This is a genomic window from Shewanella halifaxensis HAW-EB4 (genome assembly GCF_000019185.1).
GTDB classification, from domain to species: Bacteria; Pseudomonadota; Gammaproteobacteria; order Enterobacterales; family Shewanellaceae; genus Shewanella; species Shewanella halifaxensis.
Map to the genome: position 1 here is coordinate 354,314 of NC_010334.1, position 11,795 is coordinate 366,108.

At 43.6% G+C, this 11,795-nt stretch carries 13 protein-coding genes; 7 read left to right on the forward strand and 6 right to left on the reverse strand.

The window, feature by feature from the left end:
* Window positions 1–37 precede the first annotated feature (37 nt).
* From menC to menD, 3 genes are read right to left on the reverse strand one after another with little or no spacing between them, the layout of a single operon-like run.
* Complete coding sequence (gene menC, locus SHAL_RS01485) at window positions 38–1,099, reverse strand: o-succinylbenzoate synthase (protein WP_012275426.1); 1,062 nt, start codon at window positions 1,097–1,099, stop codon at window positions 38–40.
* An 18-nt stretch (window positions 1,100–1,117) separates the two neighbouring features.
* On the reverse strand, window positions 1,118–1,969 hold the full coding sequence (gene menH / locus SHAL_RS01490) for a 2-succinyl-6-hydroxy-2,4-cyclohexadiene-1-carboxylate synthase (RefSeq protein WP_012275427.1): 852 nt from the start codon (window positions 1,967–1,969) through the stop codon (window positions 1,118–1,120).
* Window positions 1,969–3,678, reverse strand: coding sequence for a 2-succinyl-5-enolpyruvyl-6-hydroxy-3-cyclohexene-1-carboxylic-acid synthase (gene menD, locus SHAL_RS01495; RefSeq protein ID WP_012275428.1), 1,710 nt, complete (start codon window positions 3,676–3,678; stop codon window positions 1,969–1,971). Before menD ends, menH begins: the two co-directional genes overlap by 1 nt.
* Window positions 3,679–3,923: 245 nt before the next feature.
* Here menD and SHAL_RS01500 point away from each other — a divergent pair, with 245 nt between their 5' ends.
* Window positions 3,924–4,895: a LysR family transcriptional regulator gene (locus SHAL_RS01500; RefSeq protein ID WP_012275429.1), complete on the forward strand. Its 972-nt coding sequence runs from the start codon at window positions 3,924–3,926 to the stop codon at window positions 4,893–4,895.
* A 67-nt stretch (window positions 4,896–4,962) separates the two neighbouring features.
* Here SHAL_RS01500 and SHAL_RS01505 read toward each other — a convergent pair whose 3' ends face one another.
* A complete protein-coding gene (locus SHAL_RS01505) occupies window positions 4,963–5,928 on the reverse strand; it encodes a LysR family transcriptional regulator (RefSeq protein WP_012275430.1) in 966 nt (321 codons plus the stop codon).
* Window positions 5,929–6,484: 556 nt separating this feature from the next.
* On the opposite strand from SHAL_RS01505, the gene SHAL_RS01510 reads away from it, so the two are divergent.
* From SHAL_RS01510 to SHAL_RS01530, 5 genes are all read left to right on the forward strand, one after another.
* Window positions 6,485–6,976 (forward strand): DUF2726 domain-containing protein, encoded by a 492-nt coding sequence (locus tag SHAL_RS01510; RefSeq protein ID WP_012275431.1) that lies wholly within the window; start codon window positions 6,485–6,487, stop codon window positions 6,974–6,976.
* Window positions 6,977–7,059: 83 nt separating this feature from the next.
* Window positions 7,060–7,530 carry a multiheme c-type cytochrome gene (locus SHAL_RS01515; protein ID WP_012275432.1) on the forward strand — a complete coding sequence of 157 codons (471 nt, stop codon included), beginning with the start codon at window positions 7,060–7,062 and terminating at the stop codon, window positions 7,528–7,530.
* Window positions 7,531–7,543: 13 nt separating this feature from the next.
* Window positions 7,544–8,227: a 4Fe-4S dicluster domain-containing protein gene (locus SHAL_RS01520; protein WP_012275433.1), complete on the forward strand. Its 684-nt coding sequence runs from the start codon at window positions 7,544–7,546 to the stop codon at window positions 8,225–8,227.
* Entirely contained in the window at window positions 8,224–9,165 is a 942-nt protein-coding gene (gene nrfD / locus SHAL_RS01525; RefSeq protein WP_012275434.1) for a cytochrome c nitrite reductase subunit NrfD, read from the forward strand. Before SHAL_RS01520 ends, nrfD begins: the two co-directional genes overlap by 4 nt.
* Window positions 9,166–9,186: 21 nt before the next feature.
* Entirely contained in the window at window positions 9,187–9,477 is a 291-nt protein-coding gene (locus SHAL_RS01530) for a cytochrome c3 family protein (RefSeq protein ID WP_012275435.1), read from the forward strand.
* A 252-nt stretch (window positions 9,478–9,729) separates the two neighbouring features.
* Here SHAL_RS01530 and SHAL_RS01535 read toward each other — a convergent pair whose 3' ends face one another.
* Together SHAL_RS01535 and SHAL_RS01540 are read right to left on the reverse strand one after the other, a co-directional pair.
* Window positions 9,730–10,191: a tellurite resistance TerB family protein gene (locus SHAL_RS01535; protein ID WP_012275436.1), complete on the reverse strand. Its 462-nt coding sequence runs from the start codon at window positions 10,189–10,191 to the stop codon at window positions 9,730–9,732.
* A 101-nt stretch (window positions 10,192–10,292) separates the two neighbouring features.
* Entirely contained in the window at window positions 10,293–10,811 is a 519-nt protein-coding gene (locus SHAL_RS01540; RefSeq protein ID WP_012275437.1) for a DUF2780 domain-containing protein, read from the reverse strand.
* Window positions 10,812–10,994: 183 nt separating this feature from the next.
* Between SHAL_RS01540 and SHAL_RS01545 the strand changes: the two genes are divergently transcribed.
* The gene (locus SHAL_RS01545; RefSeq protein WP_012275438.1) at window positions 10,995–11,741 is read left to right on the forward strand and encodes a hypothetical protein; all 747 of its coding nucleotides are present in this window, start codon (window positions 10,995–10,997) and stop codon (window positions 11,739–11,741) included.
* Window positions 11,742–11,795 lie beyond the last annotated feature (54 nt).

Genomic DNA, 11,795 nt, shown 5'->3' on the forward strand with positions numbered 1-11,795 from the left:
ACCAAACCTAGCCTAATCTAACCAAACCTAGCCTAATCTAGCTTAGTTCGAGTAGCGGCGTTAACTCTTCAAGCTTTAGGCAGTACTCTTTACCTGAACTCACCAGCAGATCTTGGCTAAAGGCGCCGAGTGTATCTATACCGGGAGTTTCGTCGGGTGTGAAGATCTGTGCCAGTCGGCTTATGGCCTCAATACCTAAGCTTGCCTCTAAACTTGAACTCAAAACAGTGCGTACGCCATGCTCTGCTGCGGTATCAATCAGCTGCTGTAGTTTTTCGAGGCTGCCTAACAGGGTTGGCTTGATGATGAGTGCGCTTAGCCCTGACTGCATTGAAAATTGATAATCTGGACTGTTGAGTGACTCATCCAGCGCCCAAGGCATCTTAATGGCTTGATAGAAAGCACGGTTGTCTTGAGGATTTTGACAAGGTTCTTCGATGTACTCGATGCTGTCGAGTGGCACACAGGCGGCAAACTCGATAGCCTGCTCTAGGCTAAAGCCACGGTTAGCGTCTAGGCGCAGCTTGAGCTTAGGGCGAATCGCTAAGATATGATGGATTAGCTGCAGCTCATCCTTTAATGAGTCTTGAGCCACTTTCACTTTGACTGAAAGTATGGTCTCAGGCAGCGCGCTAACTCTGTTAGCCACAAGGCTAAGAGACTCATCAGCTTGGCGATAGATAAGTGGCACTGTGCGCGCAGTTAATGTGTGTCCGTCGAGCTTACCCATTAGCTTGGCATGCATTAGGCTCAAACCATAGGCTAATGACGGCAGCTTGCTCTGCTCGGCAAGCGTTAATAAACAATCGATAGGCTGCTGCTGTAGTTCTGGCAGTAAATTCAGTAGCTGCTGGCTCACCCCCTCGAGCGTCTCTTGGCTAAAGCCTGAAATCGTTTCACCTTGGTTATCGACACCACAAAGCGGCGAGATCTCTACCCATTCTTGTCGCTCTTGGGTCTGTGCTACCAGCACGAGTCCACGGCGCTGTTCTATGCGTTGCTTGCCTACAGGCAGCGGCTTATCTAAATCGATAGCAAACTGATACAGACCTAACCTAGCTAAGGTTAATGGCTTTGCTTGCTGTAGAGTCGCGGTCATGGAGTGCTCACTGTCTAGTTAGAAGTTAGAGTTCGATGCAAAAATGGTTTTGAGTTGCTCTGCAAAAGCCTCGGGAGCTGCCAGATGTACGTTATGGCCACTGGCTTCGATGCAGTGTAGTGATAGTGGCTGTTGCTGCTGCCAGCGTTTGGCTAACGCCATAAATTTATGGTCTTGATGACCGGCAATAAAGTGGCAGTCAACAGGTAGGCAGCTCGGGGTATCCCAAAGGTCTTGCTGCTCGGCTAAGGAGGTTGCGAGGTAGCAATTTAGTAGCTGCAAAGGGCGGTTATCGGCGCGTTTGTCGATAAGCTTTGCCCGCTCCGCTTCGGTTAAGTCGCTAAATACCGCTTGCTGATACCAAAGGCTTAAAAAATCCCTGATAGATAGGGTCTCTAGTTTACTCGCCCAAGCTAAGTCATTGGCTTTACGAGCGACTCTATCGGCTTGATTTTGCAATCCAGGATGACACGACTCTAGGCAAAGGCTTAGCAATGCCTGTGGGTAGAGACGCGCTAAATGCAGCGCGATACGGCCACCAAGTGAATAACCCACTAAGTGATATTGACTGATATTAAGTTGTTCGAGCGTGGTGTGAATAAGCTCGGCGCAGCGGTTAAACCCCGGCGTCGGTAACTCGAGACTCTGGCTCGTGAAATCGAGCTGATTGTTACCGCTGGCCTGTGTGGTATCGCCATGGCTGTTATGACTACAATGACCGCCGTGGCCGGGAAGATCGATGCTGATGCAGAAGAAATCATCGGCTAACTGCTCGATGATTTCATTCCAATCCTCTTTGCTGCCTAAAAAGCCGTGTAGCAGTACCACGGCTGGTGATCCTATTTGACCTCTGCAGCGATAGCTCAGCATTAGCTCTGTTTTACCCAGCTTGATATCTGAGCTATCTGCTCACTGGCTTGGTTCTGCGCAACCGTGACCTCAATGACAGAGGGACCCGAGTAGGTCATGGCGTACTCATAGGACTCAATAAAGTCGCTTAACGAGTCAACCTGATTGTAGGCTAGGCCAAACATCGCCGCGCCGAAGCCAAATTCGAGTCCGTGTGACAAGCGGTAGTAGTCGCTTCTCAGTTGTTCATTCGGCACGGGCAGCAAATTAAAGATATTACCGCCATCGTTGTTGAGGATAACGATCACGAAAGGGCTGGTTACCGTGCGTGCAATCGCCAACGAATTAAGATCATGTAAAGCCGAGATATCACCAATGATCAGTGTCGTTGGTTTCGCCCCCGCTATGGCAACGCCACATGCCGTTGCCAGTAAGCCATCGATGCCCGATGCGCCGCGATTAGTAAATACATTGGCGCTAGAGGTAGTGATTGGCGCAAACATATCATACAGTCTTATTGGCAAACTATTACCGATAAACAGCTGTTGCTCATTGGTCTGGCGCTTAGCAATAGCGCGAATGGCTTGCGCTTCACCAAATTCAGCATGATCAATTTGCTGCTGATAGAGGGTTTCTAGCTCATCGTTAAACTGTACTAAGTTTAGTGCCCAATTGGCCTGTGATGATCTTGGCCATGCTAGTGCAGCAAACTGATGCGCCGGAGCAATCCAAACCTGTTTAGGTTTATTGCTTGGGTCAAGTCGCTGTTGCTGCGGGAGCACTTGCCAGTAATCTTTCCAATCTTGATCATTGAGATAACTAATCAAGCGTTTTGACAGAATACGTCCGCCAAACACAAGCACTTTTTCTGCTTGGGCTAATAACGCCTTAGATTTTGGCTGCTGCAGCAATTGATCGATATTACCGATTGCGCCGCCGTGCTGTCTGAGCTGTGACTGAGCATCGGTGACAATGGGCCAGCCAAGCTTTTGTGCAAGCACAATAAGCTCTTCGCTCTGCTGCTCAGGCGCTAGTGTTGCCGCAACAATCACCCCTTTACCGTGAACAAAACGTGCGAGGGCATCGGATGTCGGCATCTGACCTGAATTCATTGTGGCGAACTGGCTATAAGGCTTAGTTTGTTGCTGCCACTTTGCAATGGGCGCTAAATAACGTGAAAAGTCGACACTAGGCTCATTTGGATATAGAGGCTCACGGTACATGCAGTTGATATGCACGGGTTGTGATTGATTACACACAGCGTCATCTAACAGGCTCAGTAGTGCTTGGGGCGCTATGTTCAAGTCGGGGGTTGGCAAATTGAGCTGTTTGGCATACTGAGCGAAAATAGCAGGCTGAATAATGGCTTGGTTAGCACCACAGTCGATGAGCTCTGGTGGTCTATCGCCAGATAACACGATTAAAGGAACGTGAGTGAGCCAAGCTTCAATAATCGCAGGGTAAAGGTTGGCTACTGCCGTCCCTGAAGTGGTAATAATCGCAACTGGAGCTTGGCTCGCTTTAGCTAAGCCGAGTGCCATAAAGCCCAGGCCTCTTTCATCAAAATGAATATGTTGGCTAAGCTTCGACTGTTTTGCCGCTGCCAGAGTTAATGGAGTGGAGCGGGAACCTGGCGCCATACAGACGTGTTTGACACCAAGACGGGCCAGTTCTTCTAAGATTAACGTTCCCCAAAGCAGGTTCAGTTCAGCTGTATGTTCGGTTTGCATAGATAAGTACCATCTTATTGATAGCCTTAGTTTAACTTGCTTTAGCCTAAAGGAGTATGATCGCTCTTATGTTTTCTTTATGAAGCGCTTTGTTTGTCAGTAGTACTGATTGGCATCAGTCAGTCACTTAATGGTCTGTACCTATAATTAGGTATATATGTGATTGGTATAACAAAATCCTATACTATTCAGTGTTATAGTTTGTATACAATAATTATAAAGCATGCTGCTGGGCAAAGGATTTGATGCGTAAGGAACTTTCTAAGCTAGATTATTTTACTCTTAAGGTCTTTATTGGTTTAGTCGAGTTTAAAAATGGTTCTGTTGTAGCCCAGAAACTTGATACGACACAGCCAAAGGTGAGTCGTGCGCTGAGCAATATGCGAGAAGTCATTCATGATGAGCTGTTTGTTAGGCGTCAATATGGTGTCGAGCCGAATATCATGGCGGACAAGCTATATCCTATTGCCAAGTCTATTGTTCAAGCCTACGAGCAGATGGCCGATGTGACAGCTCAGCTTCCAGAAAAAAATCAATTAATTATTGCCGCTCAGGAGCATTTGGCCGGATTCTTGGTTGATTCGATTTCTGAAGTCTGTCAGCGCCAAGGGCTAGAAATTTCGGTAAGCATCCAAGCTTGGAGCGATAATGTTCAAGAGCTATTGGCCCAAGGTAAAATTGACTATGCGATAACCGTTAACTCAACACAATCTGAGTCAGTGAGAAATTTTAAAATTGGTGATGTCAAAAATTACTTTTTAGCAGCTAGAAAAGCTCATCCTTTTTTTGATAAAGAGGTTAGCTTGAGTCGTTTGCTTGAGAATAAGTTGGTATTTATCAATTACGCTAAGGTGGGCTTGATAGAGCACTGGTTTGAACGCTATACAAAAGATCATTCCTTAGATATTAAGATGAGCTTCAAAACAACAAGTTTAGCGATGGCGCTTAATCATGTGGCTAAGACCGATGATATCTGTTGGACAGCGTCTATTTTTTCTTACCTCTATTTCAATAGTCGCAGCGATATCGATTATATTGATGTGACAGATTTTTATGAGAAGGTACTGTTTCCAAATGGAGACTTTGCCAGCTACAGTTATTACCTGCAGTATCATCAATCCCATGATAATGACTTTTCAACGGCGCTATCTAAGCTATTGCAGCAAAGTCTGGCGCTTGCTCAAGAGCAGTATGAGCAGCAGAGTATGGCAAATTAGTTTACATTATTAGCTATAAAAAAGAGTGCTTAGGCACTCTTTTTTATTTTAGTCGGCAGGCTATTCGTTAATGTAACAATAGCTCCACTAACTCTTTTACCTCTGAAGAGAGCCAGCGTAAGTTTGGGTCTTTGTTGCTGTCGCTATAAACCAAATAAAGGTATGGTTCTTTCACATGCATATATAGGCGTTCAGATTCTACGTCAGATAAGCGGCAAGCATGCAGATCTGGAGTGTTATTAATCATTGTGAATATAGAGCTGTAAGGTAACAATGCGATACCTTGGCTAGAACGCAGGTATTCAAATAGCCCGGTTAACCCGGTTAAGTTCATCTCAGTGATGAGCTTAATTTGCTGTGATTGACAAAATTCTTGGAAAGGACTCTGCTCCAGTTCTGATTGGCCCATGTTACTATTAATAAATGGATATCCTGCAATGGATTCTAAGGTGATCTCTTCTTTTAAGATTGGATGCTCATGATGGCAAACCAAGAAGACTTTGTTTAACTTCTTCAGTGGTATGGCATTAAGCGAGTCATCGGTATCTTTAATGCTATCTAGCATCTTACTACAACATAAGCCGAGATCGACCTCGCCATTGATAATGTCGTTGATTGAACTCTTAGTCCAAGGGGCAATGTTGAAGCTCACCTCTTTACCCGCATTCTTGATGGCGTTAAGCAGTACTTTAGGAAACGGATATGAGATTAGATCGGGAGCCACAATTTCGAAATGATGAGTCGGGCTTAGTTCATGTATACCATTTAGCTTCTGTAAATTTTTAGAGCACTCAATGATCTCTTTCGCAATAGGGTAGACTTTAGCTGCAAATTCATTGGGTACTAAGCCGTGCTTTTTACGAATGAAAAGTTCATTACCAAAAACTTCCCTTGCGTGTTTAAGACAGCGACTTATCTTTGGTGCAGGAACATTCAATTTATGAGAGACAAAAGTAGCAGATTTATGCTCATAAAGATTAACTAGTATATTAATGCTTAATAAATCCAAGTCACTAAAACTTATATCTCTCATATTAAATACCTGTTAATGAAAGTTAAATGTTGAATTCGATAATAACCAATTTGAATTTTTTATACTAATTTTATTTTGCTGATTTTTAAATAAAGTTTTTTATTGCTTGTATAGTTATTTATATGCCAAATTCCAGAAATATAGATTAAGCATATCTCTATCGGTGTACAGGTTTTAGCTCGATTGTTTTTTTGTAGAGGTATATTGGATCCGGCTTTCAATTGTAGCGTCTGTTCTTAAATAGTTAAAATTGTGCAGCAAGATGATGGGGGACTTTTTATGGCTTGTTTTTATATTTTTTTATATGTTTTTTTTGTTTTTGATATTTAATAGTTCTTTTCTTGCAAAAAGTTTAATTTCGCATTTTAGACATTCCTTTTTTGAATTTGCAAATTTCTCATTTAGCTAATTAGATGTGCTTTTAACTTTAAAGATTAATAAAACGTATCAGTTTCAATAATTGATTTGTATCAATGTTTGGGGCTGCTTTAATAACAATACTGATTGGGCGTTAAAAAAAACTATTAATAATTAAAATGTAAGTTTGGAGGTCGTTATGAGTGCATCTGTAATGTTAAGTTATGCTTTCATGTACTTTGTATTGTTCCTTGTGGTGCCATTTGTATTGGCAACATTTGCAATGACATGTATAAAATTCTTTAAATCAACTGAATTTGTAGCATCAAATATCAAATTGAAGCCAAACTCGTTGGGAGATCAATCTGTCAGCTTTATCAATAAATTAAACGACTTGGTTGTGGGTAAATACAATGTGCTATACGGCACAACATTAGATAGCCTTTGTGACGTTGATAAGAATGAAAAAGAGCAAGATGCTCATAGCTACCTGCAGGGTTGCCATCTTGATTATGTATTAGTGGATAGTGAGTCTTCAGCCGTAAAACTCGTTATTACAGACCCGCAGCATAACTCTGAAGAGAACAACAGATTCATCGACGATACACTAGCCAAAATGGGTGTGAAAGTACTTCACTTAGCCAAGAATGACTGCGATGCAAACCTGATCAAAAGCTCGTTAGTCGCATAATGTCAATAGGTGTTGCAACATCAGTTGCAACACCTCAATCCCCAACCCTCTTTATTTATCACTTAGTAATGTGAGGACACCCCATGTCCAGCCTATTTAAATATTTAGCTTCCGTGCTAATTAGCATTTTACTTGTAGTTGCCGCTTCGACTGCACCGATCAAGGCCATTGCTGCAGAATTTGAAATTAACAAAAATAAACAATGCATTATGTGCCACAAGCGCAATGGAATAATGCATGGCGTACACGCCAATGACGCCTTGGATATCCGTTGTCAGGATTGCCATGGAGAAAAAGAGGGACATCCAAGAAAGGCATCTAATTTAATCGGCTTTAGTAATAAGCCGACCTCAGATGCAAATGCGCAAACTCAAAGTTGTTTGAAGTGTCATGACCATAGCGTATTAGCTGAGCGTGATTGGAGCCATGACGCTCACTCTAATAAGGTGAATTGTGCTAGCTGCCATCTTTTACATCCCAACACAGATCCTGTGCTAGGCGTATCTGCAAAAGAGCGTAGTGAACTGTGTAGCAGTTGCCACGTGGCCAAGTAATTAGGGGAACTATATGTCTAACTCAAGAAGATTGTTTTTAAAAGGTGCCTGCGCTGCTGCGGTTGGGGCTTCCGGTTTTACCATCGCAATGGCAAGAAGCACGACAAGTGGTGACGTTGAACCCGCTTGCAACTATGCCTTAGTACATGATGAAACCAAGTGTATCGGTTGTGATGCTTGCTCTATTGCTTGTCGTGAAGTCAACCAAGTTCCAGAAGGTGTAAGTCGATTAGAGATCGAGCGTGAAGGTCCATTTGGTGAGTATCCAAATCAGCATTTTCGTTTTACGCGTAAATCATGTCAACATTGTGATGATACGCCTTGTGTAAAGGTATGCCCAACAGGGGCTGCCTATAAAGATCCAAAAACAGGCATCGTAAGTGTCGATGAATGGAAGTGTGTCGGTTGCCAATATTGCATTGCGGCTTGTCCGTATCAAATCCGCTTCATTAATCCTGTGACTAAAGCGGCTGATAAATGCGATTTCTGTAAGGAAACTCGCCTTAAAGAGGGCCAGTTGCCTGCTTGTGTTACTGCCTGTCCAACTAAAGCGTTAACTTTTGGTGATATTACCGATCCACAATCTCAAGTCGTACAAGTGCTTAAATCAACCCCTAGCTACCGCAGCAAAACCGATCTCGGGACTAGACCTAAGGTGTTCCGTATCGCGTCACAAAGCGGGGAGATAAAGTTATGAGTCCATTTCATTTTGACAGCCTAATTTGGCATTGGCCGATTGCCATCTACCTATTTCTAGCGGGTGTATCCGCTGGAGCAATCTGTTTCGCAGTATTGCTAAAACACTTTAAATTGGGACGTGATGCCTATAAATCGGGCTTTGTTCAGGCCGCATGTCTTATAGCACCGTTGGCTGTATTTGCAGGCCTTGGCATTTTAGTTATCGATTTAACTAAGCCGTTTGATTTTTGGAAAATCCTACTCTTCTACAACCCAACTTCTGTGATGTCCGTTGGTGTCGCTGTACTGATGGTCTATCAGGTAGCCCTGTTCGCTTGGTTAGCTTGTGTCTTTAAAGAGCCTGCGCTTTCCTGGTGTAGCGGTCGCTGGCCAGTTGTTGAGAAGTTATTTAATGCAATCGCTAAGCATGAAGCAACCATTACTGGCTTCTTGGTGATGCTTGCCTTGTCGTTAGGTGCGTATACCGGCTTCCTATTATCGGCATTAACGACCTATCCAATGCTAAATAATCCGGTATTGCCTTTGCTGTTTTTAGTCTCTGGTCTTTCATCGGGAGCGGCGGGCACTCTACTTGGCGGCGTATTGCTCAAAGGTAATCCTGATGGTAAGGAAGTGCACTTTATCCACAATATTGAGATCCCGATGATTTTGGTGGAAATTGTGCTGATCTTCACCTTCTTTGCCGGCTTGATTTTAACCGGAGGGCAGAGCCAAGTGGCAGCATTTACTGCAATTGGAGAGGGCTTCTGGGGCTGGATTTTCTGGGCGGGTATCGTTGTTGTTGGTTTGAGTATGCCACTGGCCTTTAACCTATTTATGAAAGCATCTTCTAAGCGCAAGTTCTCTTATGTGGCTATTACAGCTAGCTGCAGTTTAATCGGCGTGCTGTTACTGCGTAATTTCATTCTTTATACCGGCCAAATGACGGTTGCTTAATTATTTACTGAGGGTTTGGATATGCTTAAAGTTTTAGGGTTAACAGTTTTATTGAGCTTTTCTGGTGCTGCAATGGCGACTTCAGTTGCTGATTCGCATACTGAGATGGCAGGTTGTGAGTCATGTCATCAAGATGGTGCGCCATCGGCGGATATGGCATATGAGAATGAAACCTGTGTGAGCTGTCATGGTTCATTGAAAGACCTTGATGGTGAAATGCATCAGCAGCATGACGGTATCATCACTTGTAGTGATTGCCATGTTGTGCACGGGGAGGCTTCGGCTAACGATAGTTGTGCAAGCTGTCACTAATCTTCATATAAGAAATTAAGCAAAAGAGTCGTAAAAAACTACTCCATGCTTCGCAGGGACGCTTCTGGGCAGGATGCCTTATTTAGCAACTTAGTGGTTAATCACTAAGTACCCAACCTCCAAATGGGTTTGCCACCTTAAACTAAGGTGGCTTCTTTGCTTTAACTGTGTGTGAATTACTGGCATTACTGTAAAGCTAAAGTGCTACTGGCAATGTTGTAAAGCTAGAACCAATCTAGAAATGAGACAAGCCTAAGAGGGATTGGCTTGCTGCTCCATGGCAATATTTCGCATCTGAATAAGTTCGCTATGACGTAAATACAGCAGTTCTGCTGTGCGGCGAATGATTTGGTCTTCATATTGACATAGATGGCCATCGGCATAGGCTAAACGCCACATGGCGAGGATAAGCTGCTGCTTTTGGTCAATGTCAAAATTGTCATTAACCGCTTGGGTAAACTCGTATAGCGAGATGGAATTTTGCTGTGATGTTTTAGCATCATGGACTAAGCCATGCACATCGTCGCTGGCTAAGTTTAGAGTTGTCGTCAATAAGCTCGGCAGTAACTTTGCTTCTTGTTCCGACATGGTTTCATCTGCCATCACCACCTCTAGTAATAAGCTAGCGGCAGCAAGCTTTAAATGCTCCGCACGCTCCTCATCTGAGAGTTGAGTGTGTGGATTAGCGAAAAACTGTTTGAGCTTAGCGATCATATCGGCTCCTTAACCTTGTACTGATGGATATTAGAGCCTAATTATGGCAGAGAGTTCCCTCTCAGCCAGGAGTTGCTAGCCGAGAAGGGCAAAAGAGGGAGCTATAAAATGGAATTAAGGCCTTTCATTAATAGGTTTGATGTGCCGGCGCTGCCGTTAGTGTCTAAATAACTCTTAACGATATCGACCATAGGCGCTGCCAACTCTTTTGAAATACCTAGCTTTTCAAAGGCGTCATAAACCATGGCGCCACCTTGTAGAGACTGCCCCAAATCGCCTGCTTTTGAGAGAAGTCCTGACATGCCTGAATCGCTATCGAGCTCTGGTGCTGCGCTTAAGAGCCCGTCTATACCAGGGATCGAATCAGATATTGAACTAAAGTCACTGCTGCCTAGAGTGCTTTGCGCCAGTGACAGTATGCTGCCTAATCCACCTTCTGCTTGTGTTTGGCTAAGACCCAGCTGAGACATGACCGCACCAACTAAGTCATTTGATTGAGCCTGCTGGGTTTGCACTTTAGCGGGTTCAGTCGCTTGGGCTAGCTGATCTAAAATTCCTGCATTTGTTGGCATGCTCAAAAGGGCTGTCATGGTAAACAGAGTTGCAGTTATTAATTTCATCGCGGCTATCCTTGTGTCGTTTAATCACTCAATCATTGACCATTCTAGCGCTTTTGACAATTTGTTTGCATTTTTTGTTTCTATGGAGCAAGGAATTGGTGATTTCAATTGTGCATTAATTTATAAACTTGGGTATCCTTAGCTTTAACTCATGTTATTGAATTTTATCTTTTGGAAAACCCTATGCCATTGTCAGCAATTTTGACTCAAGCTTTTAATTTTTTTCGAAACAATATTAGTCAGTTAGCGTTTTTGTTTGTACCAATTTTATTTGTACAAGTTGGTATACAACTATGGCTAAGTTTAGAAATTAGTGCTGCCGATCTTGAAAACCCACAATTTGGCACAAGCCACATGGTCGCCATGATGGTGTTGTTGCTGGTGTTTTCGTTCTTGATTGCCGCGCTAACCCTGTTTCTAGAGATCCGCTCTCAAGGTCACAGCCCTAGTAACGCAATGATCTTAAAGACGGCTTTGAATTTTGTTCCTGCACTGCTGTTAGCGGGTGTGTTTTCGGGTCTTGCGGTCCTTGCGCCTGTCTTTATTCTTATGGCAGTTAATCCGACGTTGGGCATTATTGGTCTGGTGGGAAGTATCTATCTATTTGCTCGTTTGGCATTCGTCAACTTTATGGTTGTAGTTGAAAGGCTTACACCAATGGAAGCGATTAAACGTAGCTTTAGTTTTAGTGGTCCTATCGCCCTCAAAACTATCGTGGTGTTATTGCTTTATATTCCGCTGTCACTATTGGGTGGCCTATTGGTGCAAATCACTCAGTTAGGTGGCATGCCAGTACAGCTTATTGGTGAAGTCATTGTGGCGTTTTTTGGCCTATTCGTGAACGTTGCACTCTTCCGTTTATATATGGTATCGCGTCCTACACCAGAAACACCTGGCAACATTGTTCAAGATGACGAGAGCAGCAAATAAGAATTGTATTTGGCCTTGCAGCGATTTGCTTTGAGTAAAGTGCTGTAAGGCTAG

Bases quoted from the DNA above. Each gene is read 5' to 3' on its own strand.
- menC (WP_012275426.1), bottom strand. From the start codon at position 1,099: ATGACCGCGACTCTACAGCAAGCAAAGCCATTAACCTTAGCTAGGTTA.
- menH (WP_012275427.1), bottom strand. From the start codon at position 1,969: ATGCTGAGCTATCGCTGCAGAGGTCAAATAGGATCACCAGCCGTGGTA.
- menD (WP_012275428.1), bottom strand. From the start codon at position 3,678: ATGCAAACCGAACATACAGCTGAACTGAACCTGCTTTGGGGAACGTTA.
- SHAL_RS01500 (WP_012275429.1), top strand. From the start codon at position 3,924: ATGCGTAAGGAACTTTCTAAGCTAGATTATTTTACTCTTAAGGTCTTT.
- SHAL_RS01505 (WP_012275430.1), bottom strand. From the start codon at position 5,928: ATGAGAGATATAAGTTTTAGTGACTTGGATTTATTAAGCATTAATATA.
- SHAL_RS01510 (WP_012275431.1), top strand. From the start codon at position 6,485: ATGAGTGCATCTGTAATGTTAAGTTATGCTTTCATGTACTTTGTATTG.
- SHAL_RS01515 (WP_012275432.1), top strand. From the start codon at position 7,060: ATGTCCAGCCTATTTAAATATTTAGCTTCCGTGCTAATTAGCATTTTA.
- SHAL_RS01520 (WP_012275433.1), top strand. From the start codon at position 7,544: ATGTCTAACTCAAGAAGATTGTTTTTAAAAGGTGCCTGCGCTGCTGCG.
- nrfD (WP_012275434.1), top strand. From the start codon at position 8,224: ATGAGTCCATTTCATTTTGACAGCCTAATTTGGCATTGGCCGATTGCC.
- SHAL_RS01530 (WP_012275435.1), top strand. From the start codon at position 9,187: ATGCTTAAAGTTTTAGGGTTAACAGTTTTATTGAGCTTTTCTGGTGCT.
- SHAL_RS01535 (WP_012275436.1), bottom strand. From the start codon at position 10,191: ATGATCGCTAAGCTCAAACAGTTTTTCGCTAATCCACACACTCAACTC.
- SHAL_RS01540 (WP_012275437.1), bottom strand. From the start codon at position 10,811: ATGAAATTAATAACTGCAACTCTGTTTACCATGACAGCCCTTTTGAGC.
- SHAL_RS01545 (WP_012275438.1), top strand. From the start codon at position 10,995: ATGCCATTGTCAGCAATTTTGACTCAAGCTTTTAATTTTTTTCGAAAC.